Annotated in this window: 15 protein-coding genes and 4 tRNA genes; 12 read left to right on the top strand and 7 right to left on the bottom strand. The window is 72.6% G+C overall.

All coding sequences use genetic code 11. The features are described from left to right. Nucleotides 1-53: 53 nt before the first annotated feature. Nucleotides 54-563: an Lrp/AsnC family transcriptional regulator gene (locus tag E1289_RS21040; RefSeq protein ID WP_131982727.1), complete on the bottom strand. Its 510-nt coding sequence runs from the start codon at nucleotides 561-563 to the stop codon at nucleotides 54-56. 105 nt (nucleotides 564-668) lie between these two features. Here E1289_RS21040 and E1289_RS21045 point away from each other — a divergent pair, with 105 nt between their 5' ends. The 8 genes from E1289_RS21045 (at nucleotide 669) to E1289_RS21075 (ending at nucleotide 5,113) form a co-directional block, all read left to right on the top strand. Continuing rightward, nucleotides 669-1,853: an MFS transporter gene (locus E1289_RS21045; RefSeq protein WP_131982729.1), complete on the top strand. Its 1,185-nt coding sequence runs from the start codon at nucleotides 669-671 to the stop codon at nucleotides 1,851-1,853. A 307-nt stretch (nucleotides 1,854-2,160) separates the two neighbouring features. Then, nucleotides 2,161-3,291, top strand: coding sequence for a mannose-6-phosphate isomerase, class I (gene manA, locus E1289_RS21050; protein ID WP_243713016.1), 1,131 nt, complete (start codon nucleotides 2,161-2,163; stop codon nucleotides 3,289-3,291). After that, nucleotides 3,288-4,199 (top strand): ROK family protein, encoded by a 912-nt coding sequence (locus E1289_RS21055; RefSeq protein ID WP_131982731.1) that lies wholly within the window; start codon nucleotides 3,288-3,290, stop codon nucleotides 4,197-4,199. The genes manA and E1289_RS21055 overlap by 4 nt, the downstream gene beginning before the upstream one ends. Nucleotides 4,200-4,344: 145 nt before the next feature. Further along, nucleotides 4,345-4,596, top strand: a complete 252-nt coding sequence (locus E1289_RS21060; protein WP_131982733.1) for a sigma factor-like helix-turn-helix DNA-binding protein — start codon at nucleotides 4,345-4,347, stop codon at nucleotides 4,594-4,596. A gap of 197 nt (nucleotides 4,597-4,793) precedes the next feature. Continuing rightward, nucleotides 4,794-4,878 (top strand) — tRNA-Ser (locus E1289_RS21065). A 1-nt stretch (nucleotide 4,879) separates the two neighbouring features. Continuing rightward, a tRNA-Met gene (locus E1289_RS38300) sits at nucleotides 4,880-4,952 on the top strand. 13 nt (nucleotides 4,953-4,965) lie between these two features. Beyond that, nucleotides 4,966-5,038 (top strand) — tRNA-Arg (locus E1289_RS21070). Between the two features lie 2 nt (nucleotides 5,039-5,040). After that, a tRNA-His gene (locus tag E1289_RS21075) sits at nucleotides 5,041-5,113 on the top strand. Between the two features lie 35 nt (nucleotides 5,114-5,148). Here E1289_RS21075 and E1289_RS21080 read toward each other — a convergent pair. The 6 genes from E1289_RS21080 to pdhA all read right to left on the bottom strand — a co-directional run bounded on the left by E1289_RS21080 (nucleotide 5,149) and on the right by pdhA (nucleotide 11,177). Beyond that, the gene (locus tag E1289_RS21080) at nucleotides 5,149-6,252 is read right to left on the bottom strand and encodes an AAA family ATPase (RefSeq protein ID WP_131982735.1); all 1,104 of its coding nucleotides are present in this window, start codon (nucleotides 6,250-6,252) and stop codon (nucleotides 5,149-5,151) included. After that, nucleotides 6,249-6,902 (bottom strand): nicotinamide riboside transporter PnuC, encoded by a 654-nt coding sequence (gene pnuC / locus E1289_RS21085; RefSeq protein WP_131982737.1) that lies wholly within the window; start codon nucleotides 6,900-6,902, stop codon nucleotides 6,249-6,251. The genes E1289_RS21080 and pnuC overlap by 4 nt, the downstream gene beginning before the upstream one ends. A gap of 180 nt (nucleotides 6,903-7,082) precedes the next feature. Continuing rightward, complete coding sequence (locus E1289_RS21090; protein ID WP_131982739.1) at nucleotides 7,083-7,631, bottom strand: YciI family protein; 549 nt, start codon at nucleotides 7,629-7,631, stop codon at nucleotides 7,083-7,085. A gap of 53 nt (nucleotides 7,632-7,684) precedes the next feature. After that, nucleotides 7,685-8,974 (bottom strand): dihydrolipoamide acetyltransferase family protein, encoded by a 1,290-nt coding sequence (locus E1289_RS21095; protein ID WP_131982741.1) that lies wholly within the window; start codon nucleotides 8,972-8,974, stop codon nucleotides 7,685-7,687. Next, nucleotides 8,971-10,011 carry an alpha-ketoacid dehydrogenase subunit beta gene (locus E1289_RS21100; protein ID WP_131982743.1) on the bottom strand — a complete coding sequence of 347 codons (1,041 nt, stop codon included), beginning with the start codon at nucleotides 10,009-10,011 and terminating at the stop codon, nucleotides 8,971-8,973. Before E1289_RS21100 ends, E1289_RS21095 begins: the two co-directional genes overlap by 4 nt. Nucleotides 10,012-10,022: 11 nt before the next feature. Next, entirely contained in the window at nucleotides 10,023-11,177 is a 1,155-nt protein-coding gene (gene pdhA, locus E1289_RS21105; protein ID WP_131982745.1) for a pyruvate dehydrogenase (acetyl-transferring) E1 component subunit alpha, read from the bottom strand. 131 nt (nucleotides 11,178-11,308) lie between these two features. On the opposite strand from pdhA, the gene E1289_RS21110 reads away from it, so the two are divergent. The 4 genes from E1289_RS21110 to E1289_RS21125 all read left to right on the top strand — a co-directional run. Further along, nucleotides 11,309-11,944, top strand: coding sequence for a GntR family transcriptional regulator (locus E1289_RS21110; protein ID WP_243713019.1), 636 nt, complete (start codon nucleotides 11,309-11,311; stop codon nucleotides 11,942-11,944). Between the two features lie 248 nt (nucleotides 11,945-12,192). After that, nucleotides 12,193-13,566 carry a cellulose binding domain-containing protein gene (locus tag E1289_RS21115; protein ID WP_165970560.1) on the top strand — a complete coding sequence of 458 codons (1,374 nt, stop codon included), beginning with the start codon at nucleotides 12,193-12,195 and terminating at the stop codon, nucleotides 13,564-13,566. A gap of 162 nt (nucleotides 13,567-13,728) precedes the next feature. Further along, a complete protein-coding gene (locus E1289_RS21120; protein ID WP_131982751.1) occupies nucleotides 13,729-15,012 on the top strand; it encodes an extracellular solute-binding protein in 1,284 nt (427 codons plus the stop codon). Nucleotides 15,013-15,014: 2 nt separating this feature from the next. Further along, on the top strand, nucleotides 15,015-15,757 hold a 743-nt coding region (locus tag E1289_RS21125), incomplete at its 3' end, for a sugar ABC transporter permease (RefSeq protein ID WP_131982753.1).

Below are 15,757 nucleotides of genomic sequence, written 5' to 3' on the forward strand. Positions count from 1 at the left end.
GGGGCCCCGAACATACTGCATCGCCCCCGCCGGGCGAAGGCCCGTCCGCATCGTCAGGACGGCCGCGCCCCGCCGCGCGTCCAGCCCGCGGAGGCGGTGACCGTGCGGGAGCCGGGCACGGGCGGCTCGACGGGACGGCCGTCGAAGGCGGTCGACAGGACGATGTGCGAGTTCAGCTCGCCGTGCTCGCCGAGCCGTTCGAGCAGCCCCTCCAGATGCGGCATCGACGCCACCCGCACCTTCAGCATCGAGCACCAGTTGCCGCTGAGCTTGTGGACCTCGGTGACCTCCGGCAGGTCCTCGGCCTCGGTCGTCTTCAGCAGGCAGCGGCCGAGGGCGCAGCGCATCTGCACGAAGGCCGTCAGCGGCTGCCCCACCCGCGCCGGATCGATCCGCGCCCCGTAACCGGTGATCACACCGGACTCCTCCAGGCGGCGCACGCGCTCGGCGACGGCCGGGGCGGACAGGCTGACCCGCCGCGCCAGCCCGTTGAACGACAGGCGCCCGTCCCGCTGGAGTTCGCCGATGATCCGCCAGTCGGTCTCGTCGAGCTCTCGAACCATCTGAAAGGCCCTTCCCGTGGATTGCCTTTCAAGCTAGAGGTGAACGAGGAGGAATGCCAGGATTCGGCCATTCCTTTCGCTGATCATGGTTTCTAGCGTTAAGGCATGCTCCTCCCTCCGCAGCGGTCCCGTCCGATGGCCGCCCTCTGCTCGGGCACCGCCCTGATGAACGCGTCCATGGCCGTCACGAGCGCCACCGGGACCCTGGTCGCCGCCGACCGGCTCGGCGCCGGATGGGGAGGCGTCCCCGTCACCGCCGGCATCGTCGGGACCGGCCTGGGCGCCCTGCTCCTGACCCGGCTCATGAGCCGGACGAGCCGCCGCGGCACCTTCGTCCTCGGCTACGCGGCCGCGGCCGCGGGAGCCTGCCTCGCCGCCGTCGCCGTCGCGCGCGGCGACATCACCGGCCTGTGCCTCGGGATGCTGCTGCTGGGTCTCGGCAACGCCGCCGCCCAGCTGTCCCGCTACGCGGCGGCCGACCTGCACCCGGCGGGACGGCGCGGCTTCGCCATCGGGCTCGTGGTGTGGGCGGCGGCCGCCGGCGCGGTCGGCGGCCCGCTGCTGCTCGACCCGGCCGGCGCCGCCGCGGACGGTTTCGGCCTCCCGGCGCTCACCGGCCCCTTCCTGCTGGCCCTGGTCACCTGCGCCGCCGCGGCGGCCGCGATGACCGCCGCGCCGCGCGGCGGGTCGGTGCCGCGGATCGGGCCGCCGCCGCTGCGCGCGCTCGTCACCACGCCCGTCGCGCGTTCCGCGCTTGCGGCGATGGTGACGGCGCAGGTCGTCATGGTCGCCGTGATGACCGCCGCGCCGCTGGACATGCACATGCACGGGCACGGCCTGGGGGCCGTGGGGATGGCGCTCTCCGCGCACACCCTCGGCATGTTCGCCCTGTCCCCGGTGACCGGACGCCTGGCCGACCGGTTCGGCAGCCGCCCGGTGATCATCGCCGGCCTGCTGACGCTGGCCCTCTCCACGGCGCTCGCGGCGGTCGCCACGGGCGACCTCGGACGTCCCGTGGCGCTGTTCCTGCTCGGCTACGGGTGGAACCTGTGCTTCGTGGGCGGCAGCGGCCGCCTCGCGCGGGACCTGCCGGAGCCCGTGCGGCCGCATGTCGAGGGCGCGGTCGACGCCGCCGTCTGGACGATCGCCGCGGCGGCGAGCCTGCTGTCGACCGTCGTCCTGTCGGCCGGCGGCTACGCGGTCCTCGCCTGGGCGTCCTGCGCCCTCGCCCTGCTGAGCATGCCGAGCCAGCGCCGCCCCGATCCCGCGCCGTCCCCCGGGCGGATCTGACGGGCTCAGATGCGGCCCGTGCCCCGGCAGACGTTGCACGTCTCACCGGTCGCGGTGCTGGTGCCGGTCCCTTTGCAGCCGGGGCAGCCACGTGTCGCCGGCTTGTTGTGCTTGCCCACGTCCACCCCCCGGCCCATCCTAAAGGCTCGCCGGCTACCGGGCCGAAGCGGTTGAGTCGCAGTGGTTGAGTCCATTGGGCACCGCGCCCTCTACCCTGAGCACACTGATCAAGGAGGGACCGGCCATCGCTGCACACGGGAACACACCGGCCGCGAGGCCGCGCCGCCGCGCCGCGGGTGCTCGCCCCATGACCGCGCCGATGCCGCTGACGACCCCGGTCCGCCCGTACGACTGGGGATCGCGCACCGCGCTGCCCGAGCTGCTCGGCACCGAGCCGACCGGGCGTCCGCAGGCCGAGCTGTGGGCGGGCGCGCACCCGGCGGCGCCGTCGTCGGTGGACGGGACCCCGCTGAACGTGCTCATCGACGACGACCCGATCGGGATGCTGGGCGCGCCCTCGGTCAAGCGTTTCGGGCCGGCGCTGCCCTACCTGCTCAAGGTGCTGGCCGTCGAGAAACCCCTGTCCCTCCAGGTGCACCCGACGATGGCGCAGGCCGAGGCGGGATTCGCGGCCGAGGAGGAGCGCGGCATCCCCCTCGACCATTTCACCCGCGCCTACAAGGACCCTTACCACAAGCCGGAGATGGTCTGCGCCCTCACCGATTTCCACGGGCTCTGCGGCTTCCGCGACCCCGCCGGGACCGCCGCCCTCCTGGAAAGCCTCGGCGTACCCGAACTGCGTCGATGGATCGAAACGCTCCGCACCGAACCTCCAGGCGACGCCCTCCGCACCGTCCTCGCACAAATGCTGGACGAGGAGTCCCGCCCCATTCAGGCCGCGGTCGAACCGGCCTTGACCTCCGTCTACGCCGATATAGCCCGCGCCCACCCGGGCGATCCCGGCGTCCTCGCGGCCCTGCTGCTCAACCATGTCGAACTCGCGCCCGGCCAGGCGCTGTTCCTGGACGCCGGCGTCCCGCACTCCTATCTGCGCGGACTCGCGATCGAGGTCATGGCCAATTCCGACAACGTTCTGCGCTGCGGGCTCACCGGAAAGCACATCGACGTCCCGGAACTGATGCGCGTGGTGAGTTTCGTCCCGTCCGTGCCCACCAGGGTCGAACCCGCGGCCGGATTCCGGTACTGTCCCGATACGGAGGAATTCTCCCTTATCCGACATGACCTGACCGCCGACCCGGACGACCTGCCTCCCGGCCTTCCCCAGACACTTCTGTGCCTGGAGGGCGAAGCCCACCTCACGACAGACGACACCTTGACCCTCACCCGAGGCGAAGCCGCCTTCATTCCCGCCGGCGCCCCCGCCGTCCGTCTCACCGGAAGGGGCGTCCTCTACCGCGTGGTCCCCGCGATCCCATGACCGTCCTCGCCCTCGACATCGGCGGCACCAAGTTCGCCGTCGCCCGCGTCGCCGCCGATGGAACGTTCCTGGACCGCGCCGAGCACCCGGTCGGCCAGTCGCCGACCGCCACCCTGCGCGGCCTCGTCGCCGACTTCGCGGGTCCCGGCCTGACCGGTGTCGGCATCGGCTCGGCGGGCCCGATCGACGCGGCCGCCGGCACCGTCAGCCCGATCAACATCCCCCGCTGGCGCGAGTTCCCGCTGGTCGCGACGGTACGGCGCTTCGTCCCCGGCGTCCCCGTCTCCCTCGCGGGCGACGCCCAGTGCATGGCCCTCGGCGAATGGTGGCGCGGCGGCCGCACCTGCTCGTCCCTCCTCGGCATCGTCGTGTCGACCGGCGTCGGCGGCGGGCTCGTCATCGACGGCCGCCCCTGGACGGGCCGCACCGGCAACGCCGGCCACATCGGCCACGTCATCGTCGACCCCGGCGGCGAACCCTGCGTCTGCGGCGCCCGCGGCTGCCTGGAGACGATCGCCTCGGGCCCCGGCATGGTCCGCTGGGCCCTCGCGCAGGGCTGGACGCTCGCCATGGGCCGCCCGGACGCCAGGGCCCTCACCGCCGCCGCCCGCGACGGCGCGCGCATCCCCCTCGCCGCCTTCGGCCGGACCGCCGCCGCGCTCGCCACCGCGATCCTCAACACCGCCGCCGTCCTCGACGTCCGCGACGTCGTCATCGGCGGCGGCCTCTCCGCCGCCGGCGACCTCCTCCTCGACCCCCTCCGCGACACGATCGCCGAGCGCGCGGGCATGCCCTACCTCCGTGACCTGCAGGTCTCGGCCACCACCCTGCACCGCGACGCCGGCCTCCACGGCGCCGCCGCCCTCGCCCTCCTCGCCGCCGGCGAACCCCTCCGCGAACCCTTCTGACCGCCCCCCGGATCTCAGCCTCAACGCTTCCTTAAAGCGGGCATAAGTGGCGGGCCTCGGGGCGGATCGGGTGCGAAGTTCGTGTCGTGGCAATCGGGCCCGCCCGCCTCCAGGGGCGGCGGGCCGCTCGAAGGAAGGATTGCGGATGGGCAAGCACACCGGTTCGTTCGCCCCCGGCCTGCCGGGGGAGCGGATGCGCCCCGCGGTGGTCGCCCGGGCCTTCCAGACCCTGCCGCCCGTGCACCGCGAGATCCTCACCGAGACGGTCTTCCGGGAACGCTCGGTCAACGAGGCCGCGGCCTCGCTGGGGGTGCCGGTGGACGTGGTGAAAGTCCGCGTCTACCACGCGCTCCGCGCCCTGAACACGGCCCTGGCCGCCCCGCACCCGATGATGTGACGCCCGCGCCTCCGGAAAACGTGTTGCCGCGTGGGAAGCACCGCGGCATCATCGGTGTTCCCGATAACGAGACCGAAAGGGGAGGAAGATGCGCAGTCATCGAATGCACAGCCTTTCCGGTCTCGGGAGCCGCGCACGGACGTGACCCGCACGTTCGCCGACCGCCCGCAGACCGTGGGCGGTCTTTTTCGTTTTCCGGAGGGTTGGCCGAGTGGAAAGGCAGCGGCCCGCTAAGCCGTGGTCAGGGTCATCCCTGCGCGAGTTCGAATCTCGCACCCTCCGCGCCGAGTAGGGACGCTGGTGCGTCCGGCGGTCTCATAAGCCGCGGCAGGCAGGTTCGATTCCTGCACTCGGCACGTCGGAAGACACGTCTCCGTGGCGCAGTGGAGAGCGCGCCGGGTTGCGGACCCGGAGGTCGCAAGTTCGAATCTTGCCGGAGACACGGCCTTCGTGGTGTGGTGGCATGCACGCCAGGTTGTGGTCCTGGAGGTACTCGGTTCGATTCCGGTCGAAGGCCCTTGATCGACTCTGGCTTTTCGCCCGCTCCGTCGCCTACAGCGGGGCGTTGAATGTCCAGCCCTTGGCGAGAAGGTCGTCGGTCGCCGTGACCGCGGCGGCCAGGCGGTGCTCGTGGGGGCCCGTCACGATGATGTGGGGGAGGCCCCGTGCTTCGAGTTCCGCCTGGAAACGCCCCGACATCCACGACCGGATCGACTCCCCGTCACGCCAGCCGTCCTGCTCGAACGGGACGCCCTCCGGTGACGTGAGGATCCAGAGGTGGTGCGGGGTGCGCTCGTGCACGGCCTCCACCTCCGGCGCCGGGGTCCCGAGGTAGCGCTCGTGCCAGAGGGCGGTGGCGAACGCGTCGGTGTCGCAGACGAGGAGCGGGGAACCCGACCGTGCGGCGGCGTCCTCCAGCGCGGCGTGGTGCTCGGCGATCAGGGTGAAGTCGGCGGACTCCCATTTGAGGGCGTCCAGCCACAGCGAAGGGTCGCCGGCGGTGCGGCGGGCCGCGGCCAGCTTCTCCCCGGTGAACGTGCGCCCGTACTCCGGTACCCAGCGCGTCGCCGCCCAGACGCCGCCCCGCCCGGCGTAGTGCGCGGCGAGCGCCCGGGCCAGCGTGGTCGTCCCGGTCGACTCGGCGCCCACCACCACGACCCGCCGCGCCAGATGCGCCCGGACGGCCGGTGCCAGGAACTCCCAGTTCGCCGCCGGGTCGTCCCGCACGGCGGTGCCGCTGACCGGGAAGCGCTCCCGCGGCGGATCCACCGGCACGTGGACGGCGGAGAACCGCTCCGCCAGCTCCGGCCCGTACGCCTCGGAGCTGAACACCGCGTCCACCGGCGGGACGGGCACGCCGAGTCCCGAGCGCATAGCGAGGCCCGCCCGGAACGCGGCGACGTGCGCCGACCAGAGCTCGTCCGACCCGTAGTCGACGTCGGCGTCGTCCACCACCGGGATGATCTCCACGTGCGGCTGCCGGTGCGCCTCGCGCAGCCACGCCGTCCGCAGCGGGAGGGGGATGCTCTCGACGCTGGACGCGGCGACGACCACGCTCACCCGCGCGCACGCGGCCGCGGCGACGTCGATCAGGTGGTGGTGGCCGGCGTGCGGCGGGTAGAACTTGCCGATCACCAGCCCGTGCGCGTACGTCATGCGGCCGCCGCGGCGGGCTCGCCGGCCGTCCGGGCACGGAGATCGCGGCGCCAGGCGCGCAGCCCGAACACGCACAGCGTCAGGAAGACGACGTACAGGACGCCCGTCAGCTTCAGGTCCTTGTGGAAGTAGAGCGGGATGTACACGAGGTCCGCGGTGATCCACAGCCACCACGACTCCAGCAGCTTGCGCGACTGGCCATAGACGGCCATGAGCGAGATCGACGTCGTGAGGGCGTCCCAGAAGGCCACCGTGGAGTCCGTCCAGACCGACAGGGCCCAGGTCAGGAACGCGGTGGCGGCCGCGCCCGCCACGAGGAGGGCCGCCCACTCGTCGCGGCGCGTGCGCCTCACCGGGAGGTTGTCGCGGCCGTCCCCGCCGTACAGCCACATCCACCACCCGTAGAGCTGGAGGCCGATGTAGAAGACCTGCAGCCCGGAGTCGGCGTAGAGGCCGCCGTCCAGGAACACGAGGCCGAGCAGCATCACGTTGGCGATGCCGATCGGCCAGTTGAGGATGTTCTGCCGGACGACGAGCCACACGTTGACCGCGCCGGTCCCGAAGCCGAGCAGCTCAGCCCACGTGGTGGGCACCGCGCCCAGATGGAAGGCGGGGTCGAGCAGGGGACCCAGCGGAACGTTGACCGACATGTTCGCAATGATCACATCTCGTCAAAGAGACGACAAGGGGTTTACGGGGCCCGGCACAACCGGCGGCGTCGTGGTCGGCCACGCTCTGATCGGTCGCCGGCCGGATACGGCCATCCGTTCCGCACCGCCGACAGCCCCGCGCCTGCGGACGCGGTCGCATGGCGACGCCCGCGCGGCCCGTCAGCGGCGGCCGCCGAATTCCCACTCGTGGACCTCGATGCCGGCATAGGCGCCAGAGGTGAGGACGGTGCGCGCCTTGTCCGGGTCCGGTGCCCGGAGCAGGGCCGCCGTGCCCAGCCAGGCCGTGCCGTCGTCGGAGAGGAGCGGGCCGTACGCGATCAGCTCGTCCTCGTCGGCCGGGACGGTGAGGTCGGCGGGCCGTCCCGCGCCGAGGCCGAGCACCAGGTACCGGGCGCCGTCCGTCCGGCCGCCGGGGAAGTCCCACATCGTTCGGCCGAGGGCGTTGCGCCAGCGGCGCAGCATGACGTCCCGGTACGCCCCGGCCTGGTAGCAGGGCTCGTCGAAGGCGAACGCGCGGGCGGCGGCGGGGTCCGGCAGGTCGACGATGTGCACGCTGCCGGTGAGCGTGCCGCCGCCCGGCCCGAAGGTCGGGCCGCGGGCGATCAGCTGCGCCGCGTACCGGTCCATGTAGGACCAGTGCTCCTCCAGCAGTTCGTGGCGCAGTTCCCCGGAGCCGGGCCGGTCGCGGTGGTAGCAGAAGAACTCCATCCGGACATCCTTCACCAGCCCGGCCGGCCTCGCGGCGGAGGCCGGCCGGAAGCCTAGGCGACGATGAGCAGCGGGTTCTGCAGGAGGGCCGCCAGGCGGTCCAGGAACCGCGCGGCGGTCGCGCCGTCCGTGGCGCGGTGGTCGACCGACAGGGTCAGCGCCATGCGCTTGCCCGGGACGACCTGGCCGTCGCGGACGACCGGCTCGTCCCGGACGGCGCCCACCGCCAGGATCGCCGCCTCCGGCGGGTTGATCACCGCGGCGAACGAGTCGACGCCGAACATGCCCAGGTTGCTGACGCTGAACGTGCCGCCGCTCATCTCCTGCGCCGTGAGCTTCCCGTCGCGGGCCTTGCCGGCCAGCTCGCGGGTCTCCTGCCCGATCCGGGACACGCTCTTGCGGTCCGCGTCCCTGATGACGGGGACGAGCAGGCCGTCCTCGACGGCCACCGCGACGCCCACGTTCACCCTCCGGTGGAAGAGCAGGTCCTCCTCGGTGTAGGACACGTTCACGGCCGGGTGCTCGCCGAGGGCGGTCGCCGCGGCCTTCACGATCAGGTCGTTCACGCTGATCTTTGCCAGGGCGAGCGCCTCGTTGAGGGTGCCGCGGAAGGCGAGGAGCGGCTCGGCGTCGACCTCGCGGTTCAGGTAGAAGTGCGGGGCGTCGCGCTTGCTCTGCGTGAGGCGCTTGGCCGCGACCTTGCGGAAGCGGTTCAGCGGGACGGCCTCGACGTCGGAGTCCGCGGCCTGCGCCCGGACGGGCGGGGCCGACCGCGCGGGTTCGGCCGGCCGCGCGGGTTCGGCCGGCCGCGCGGGCGCGGGAGCCGGGGCACCGGCGCGGATCGCGGCCTCGATGTCGGCGCGGATGATCCGCCCGCCCGGCCCGGAGCCGTTCAGCGCCGCCAGGTCGATCCCGTGGTCGCGGGCCAGCCTGCGTGCCAGCGGCGACGACGGCGGGCGCGCCCCGGCGCCGGTGCGCCGGGGAGCCGCGGCGGGCGCCGGGTCCGGCTCGGCGGCGGGCTCGGCGGCGGGCTCGGGTGCCTGCGCGGTGGCCGGTTCCGGTTCCGGTTCGGCCTCGGGCTCGGCGGGAGCGGCGGGCGGCGCGCCGCCCGCCGGGGTGATCACGGCGATGGCGGAGCCGATCGGGGCGGACTCGCCCTCGGCCACGAGGATCTTGTCGAGGACGCCTGCCTCGTACGCCTCGAACTCCATGACCGCCTTGTCGGTCTCGATGTCGACGATGACGTCACCGACCGCGATCTCGTCCCCGGGCTGCTTCTGCCAGGAGCTGATGACGCCCTCTTCCATGGTGTCGGAGAGGCGGGGCATGAGGATCTCGGTCATGACGCGGGCTCCAGGGGTCGCGGCGGTGCGGGTGTCGTTCCCGGGGCGCGGCCGGTCGCGCGGAGCGTGTCGCGGACGGCGGCGAGCAGGGAGTCGGCGGATGGCAGCGCCGCCGACTCCAGGGACTTGGCGTAGGGGAGCGGCACCTCGGCCATCGCGACCCGGCGCACCGGGGCGTCCAGCCAGTCGAACGCGCCCTCCTGGATGGTGGCGGCGATCTCGGCGCCGATGCCGTAGGTGAGCCAGTCGTCCTCGGCGACCACGGCGGAGCCGGTCCGCCGGACGGACTCCACGATCGTCCGCCGGTCGAGGGGACGCAGGCTGCGCAGGTCCACGACCTCGGCGGACACGCCCTCCGCGGCGAGGGTCTCGGCCACCTCCGCGGCGACGCGGGCCATCCGGGAGTAGCCGATGATCGTGACGTCGCCGCCGGGCCGGGTCACGGCGGCGCGGCCGATCTCGGCGGGCTCGACCTCCTCGATCGCGGGCACCTCGCCCTTGGTGTTGTAGAGGGAGAGGTTCTCCAGGAACAGCACCGGGTCGTCGTCGCGGATCGCGGCCTTCAGCATCGCCGACGCCTCGGCGGGCGTGGACGGCGCGACGACCTTCAGACCGGGGATGAACGAGTAGAACAGCTCGACGTTCTGCGAGTGGGTGGCGCCGAGCTGCTGGCCGCCGCCGCCCGGGGTGCGGATCACCAGCGGGACGCTCGACTGCCCGCCGAACATGCCGTAGATCTTCGCGGCGTGGTTGACGATCTGGTCCAGCGCCAGCAGCGAGAAGTTGATCGTCATGATCTCCACGACGGGACGCAGGCCGAGCATCGCGGCGCCGATCGCGGTGCCGACGAAGCCCTCCTCGGCGATCGGGGTGTCCCGGACGCGGCGCTCCCCGAACTCGTCCAGCAGCCCCTCGGTGATCTTGTAGGAGCCCTCGAAGAGGCCGATCTCCTCGCCGATGAGGAACACGTCGTCGTCCCTGAGCATCTCGGCGCGGAGGGTGTCCCGGAGGGCCTGGCGGTAGGTCATCGTTGCCATGGACGCGCTCCTCAGGAACCGAATACGGGGTCGGCGGGGAGCCGGCGGAGCTCGCCCGGGACCGGGGTGGCGTAGGTGTAGTCGAACAGCGTCGACACGTCGGGCTCGGGGCTCGCGTCGGCGAACGCGGCCGCGGCGTCGATCTCGGCCCTGACCTCGGCGTCGAGGCGGTCGCGCTCGTCGAGGGAGAGGATCCCGGCCTCCTCCAGCTCCAGCGCCATGCGGGCCAGGGGGTCGGCGGCCTTGAGGGCCTCCTTCTCCTCCTTCGACCGGTAGCGGGCCGGGTCGACGACGGAGTGGCCCTTCAGCCGGGGGCTGGTGGTCTCCAGCAGGTAGGGCCTGCGCTCGGCGCGGGCGCGCTCGACGGCGGTGCGGGCGGCGTCCCGGACGGCGACCACGTCGGTGCCGTCCACGCGGGCGCTCTCCATCCGGTAGGCGGCACCGCGCCGGTGCAGCTCGGGCTCCGCGGACGACTTCTCCACGGTCGTGCCCATCCCCAGCCCGTTGTTGACGATGACGAAGACGACCGGGAGGTCCCACAGGGCCGCGATGTTCAGCGACTCGTGGAACGCGCCGATCGCGGCCGTCCCGTCGCCCATCTGGCACATGACGACGTCGTCGCCGCCCCGGTACGCCACGGCCAGGGCCGCGCCGGTGGCGAGGGGGACCTGCCCGCCGACGATGCCGTACCCGCCGAGCATCCGCGCCTCGGCGTCGAACAGGTGCATCGACCCGCCCCAGCCCTTGGACACGCCGTCGGAGCGGCCGTAGAGCTCGGCCATCACCCGCTCCGCGCCGATGCCCCGGGCGATCGCGTAACCGTGGTCGCGGTAGTTGGTGAACAGGTAGTCGGTGGGACGCAGCGCGGCCATCAGCCCGACGACCGTGGCCTCCTCACCGAGGTTCAGGTGGCAGTAGCCGCCGATCTTGGCCTCGGTGTAGGCGCGGGCGGCCCGCTCCTCGAACCGCCGGATCAGCAGCATCAGCCGGTAGTGGCCGACGAGCGTCTCGGCGTCCGCGGCGGGAGCGGCCGGCTTCGGCGACGCGGCCTTGGCCGACCTGGTGTTCCCGGGCGATGACGCGGTGTTCCGCGGCCGTGGGGCGCCGGGGGTCCCGCGGTTGCGGCCCGGAGCGGCCCTGCCGGCCGACTGGGAGGTCTCGGCCATCGGCGACCTTCTTTCCTCGGGGCGGGCGCCGTAGGATCGCGACGACGCTCACCGATCATCATTGATCTATGATCGATCATATTCTACCCGTCAAGGCCCACTTACCGACGCTCCGTCTAACATGGGGTTCCGTGAACGCGCCGATCCCCGCTCGACTGCTCCGCACCGGACTCGCCGGACAGATCCGGGAGTTCATCGTGGAGGGGATCAGCTCGGGCCGCTGGGAGCCGGGCGAACGCATCATCGAGCGGCGGATAGCCGCCGAACTCGGCGTCAGCCAGGGCCCCGTCCGGGAGGCGCTGCGCCAGCTGGAGGCGCAGCGGCTGATCGAGTCGCTGCCGAACCGCGGCGCCCGCGTCCGCGAGTTCACCGAGCGGGACCTCGCGGAGATATTCCCCGTCCGGGCCGGGCTGGAGCGCACGGCCGCCGAGCTGGCGCTGCCCCGCCTGTCGGACGGCTGCCTGGACGCGCTGGAGAAGCACAACCGCAGGCTCGGCGAGGCCGCGAAGGGCGGCGACCTGCACGAGCAGATGCGCCTCAGCATCGCGTTCCACCGCGAGATCGTGGAGAGCGCGGGCAACGGGCTGCTCGTCTCGGTATGGGAGAGCCTCGGCATCGAGCTGTGGACGACGCTGTCCCTGCGCCTGCACGACACCGAGATCTACTCCAAGTCGGCCGAGCACGCCGAGCTGATCGAGGCGTTCCGCCGCCGTGACCCGGAGGCGCCGCGGCTGCTGCACGACCACGTCATGAACTACGCGCCCTGATCCTTCCTTCTCCCGGCACGCCTTCCTGACGCGAGTTCCGCGAAACGGGAACCATGAGGCGGGGCCTGGGCGTTCCCCCTACAGGTCCCCTGGGTTCGCCCAGGATGCGGACCTTCCGGGTCGTGCGGCGCCTGGCGTGGGGGTGTCGGGCGCCGCAGACCCGGGCTCTCTTCCCTCCCGCCCGCGAAGCCGTTACCTTGTCGCCCGAGTGCGGCAGAGGTTCCCGAGGACGGCGTAGGCTGCGGATCATGGCCGAGATCGTCGCCCCGGGGGAGGTTCTGGGGGAGCGCTACCGCCTGGAGCGCCCGCTCGGCGCGGGCGGCATGGCGACCGTCTGGCGCGCGGAAGACCTCGTCCTCGACCGGGCCGTCGCGGTCAAGGTGCCCAAGGAGGGGTGGCCCGAGGAGTTCACGCGGCGGCTGCGCCTGGAGGCGAAGGCCGCCGCGGGCCTCACCCATCCGAACATCACCGGCGTCCACGACTACGGCGAGCACGAGCGGGTTCCGTACGTGGTCATGGAGCTGCTGGACGGTGAGACCCTGTCGGCGCGCCTGTCCCGGGGGCCGCTGCCCTGGCGCGAGGCGGCCGGGGTCTGCGCCGGTGTCGCGGACGCGCTCGCCGCCGCCCACGCCGCCGGGATCGTCCACCGCGACATCAAGCCCGCGAACGTGTACCTCACCCGGACCGGCGTGAAGGTCCTCGACTTCGGCATCGCCTTCACCGGCCCGTCCGCGGCCGGCGGCCCCCTCCTCGGAACACCCGCCTACGTCGCTCCCGAGTTGCCGGACGGCGCGTCCCCGACCCCGGCGGCGGACGTCTTCTCCCTCGGCGTCGTCCTCCGGGAGTGCCTGGGCGGCGCCCCGGCCGAGGACGCCCCCACCCTGCCGCCGGACGTCCCCGAGCAGGTCACCGCCCTGTGCCTGCGATGCCTGGACGCCGACCCGGCGGCCCGGCCCACCGCCCCCGAGGCGGCGCGCGTCCTCGCCGAGGCGTCCGGCGTGCGGCTCGCCGCGCTTCCGGCGCCGCGGCCCGCCGGCACGGGTGACGACCGCGAGGCGGGCGGCCCGCCACGTGCGGCGACGCGCGTCCTGGACGACCCTCTCCCGCCCGCCGGGGCGCCGGCACCGGCGGCGGGGGCTCCGGCGATGTGGGCTCCGGCGCGCAAGCCGCTGGTCATCGCCGGGGCGGCGACCGGGGTGATCGCGCTGACGGCGGTGCTGCTGGCGGCGCTGTCCCCGGACTCGCCCCGGAATCCGGCCGCGCCGCCCGCGGCGGCGAGCCCGTCGCCGACGCGATCGGCGGCGACCGCCTGCGCGGTCGCGTACCGGATCGACGGCACGTGGCCGCAGGGCTTCCAGGCCACGGTCCGGATCACGAACCTCGGTGCCGGCGAGATCGACGGCTGGGAGCTCGGCTTCGAGTTCCCCGACGGCCAGGCGATCACCCAGCTGTGGAACGGCAGCCGGGTCCAGAACGGCTCGTCGGTCACGGTCACGGCGGCGGACTGGAACCGCTCGATACCGCCGGACGGGTCGGCCGAGTTCGGGTTCCTCGGACGGCAGGGCGGCGCCAACGGCCGCCCGGCCCGCTTCACCCTCAACGGCGCGGAGTGCCGGGGCTGAGGCGCTCGACCTGGGAGCGCTCCCAGGTCGTTGTCGCAGCTCAGCGGGGCCGAATCCGAATCGGTGCGATGCGGACTATTGTGTCGCGGCCTGGCGAAGGCTTAGCATCCGGGGCAATCGAAGCGCTTCGACAGTGCGTCGATCCCCACCCCGGAGGTGACCATGATCAAGGCAGGCAGGAGCGCGGCGGTCCTCGCCGCCCTCGCCGCGGCGGCCCTGTCGCTGACCGCGTGCGGCGGTGACGACGGCGGCTCCGGCGGCAAGGAGCTGAAGCTCTGGCACTACGAGGCCCCCGACAGCGCCATGGGCAAGGCGTGGAGCGAGGCCGTCAAGGAGTTCGAGGCCACCCACCCCGGCGTGAAGGTCACGTTCGAGGAGAAGGGCTTCGAGCAGATCCAGAAGACCGCGCCGATGGTGCTGAACTCCAAGGACGCCCCCGACGTCATGGAGTACAACAAGGGCAACGCGACCGCCGGGATGCTGTCCAGGCAGGGACTGCTCACCGACCTCACCGCCGAGGTCGGAAAGCGGGGCTGGGACAAGCTGATCAGCCCGAACGTCCAGGTCACCGCCAAGTACGACGCCAAGGGCACGATGGGCGGCGACAAGTGGTACGGCGTCCCCAACTACGCCGAGTACCTGCAGATCTACTACAACAAGGACCTGTTCGAGAAGCACGGCGTCGAGATCCCGACGACGTTCGACCAGCTGGTCGCCGCCATGGACGCGTTCGTCGCGAAGGACGTCACGCCGTTCACCAACGCCGGTGCCGAGTACATGGCGCACCAGTTCGTCTACCAGCTGGCCCTCGGCAAGGCCGACCAGAACTGGGTGGACGCCTTCCAGCGCTACACCGGCAAGACGGACTTCTCCGACGCCGCCTGGACGCACGGGGCGAGCACGTTCGCCGACTGGGTGAAGAAGGGGTACGTCGCCAAGAACTCCGTCAGCCTCAAGGCGGAGGACGCGGGCGTCGCCTTCATGAAGGGCGAGTTCCCGATGATGTTCTCCGGGAGCTGGTGGTTCGGGCGCGTCGCCGCCGAGTCGGAGTTCGAGTGGGAGACCTCGGTCTGGCCCGGCGCCACGATGACGCTCGGCTCCGGCGGGAACCTCTGGGTCGTCCCCGAGGGGTCGGAGAACAAGGAGCTCGCCTACGACTTCATCGACATCACGATGAAGAAGAAGATCCAGAACACCCTCGGCAACGCGGGCGGCATCCCGGTGGCGGCGGACCCGGCCGCGATCACCGAGCCGAAGGCCAAGAAGCTGATCGGCGACTTCGACGGGCTCGCGGAGTCCGGCGGGCTCGCGTACTACCCGGACTGGCCGGTCGCCGGCTTCTACGACGTGTGGGTGTCGCAGACGCAGAAGCTGATGAACGGCACCGCCCCGTCCGAGGTTCTGGAGGGCGTGCAGAAGTCCTACGACAGCGGCCTGCCGAAGTGACGATGCGGGGCCGGAGCGGGGCGCGGGAGCGGTGGGGGTACGTGCCCTACCTGCTCCCGGGCCTGCTCCTCTTCACCGCCGTCATCGGCGTGCCGTTCCTGATGAACATCGGGACGAGCTTCACCGAGTGGACGGGCGTCGGGACCCCGAAATGGATCGGGCTCGGCAACTACCGGGAGCTGGTGCGGGACGAGCAGTTCTGGGCGTCGTTCGGGCACAACGCGCTGATCATCGTCGGGATGGCGATCGTCCCGACGGTGATCGGGCTGGTGCTCGCCTCGGTGCTGACCGACCTGATCGCCCGGCACTTCGGGGCGCGGACCGCGAGCGTCCTGCGCGCCTGCATCTACCTGCCGCAGGTGCTGCCGATCGTCATCGCGGGCGTGGTGTGGAGCTGGCTGCTGGCCCCCGAGGGCGGCGCGGTCAACGCGCTGCTGGACGCGGTGGGCCTCGGCTCGCTCGCGCACGACTGGCTCGGCGACCCGGCCACGGCGCTGTGGAGCGTCATCGCGGTGATGGTCTGGATCCAGATCGGCTTCCCGCTGGTGATCTTCATGTCGGGGCTGCAGCGGGTCGACCCGGCGCTGTACGAGGCGGCGGAGATCGACGGGGCCTCGTGGCCGCGGCGCTTCTGGCACATCACGATCCCGCAGATCCGGCCGGAGATCTTCGTCGTGCTGCTGTGGACGACGATCGCCGCCCTCAAGGCGTTCGCGCACATCTTCGTCCTGACGAAGGGCGGGCC

The organism is Actinomadura sp. 6K520, assembly GCF_004349245.1.
Classification (GTDB): domain Bacteria; phylum Actinomycetota; class Actinomycetes; order Streptosporangiales; family Streptosporangiaceae; genus Spirillospora.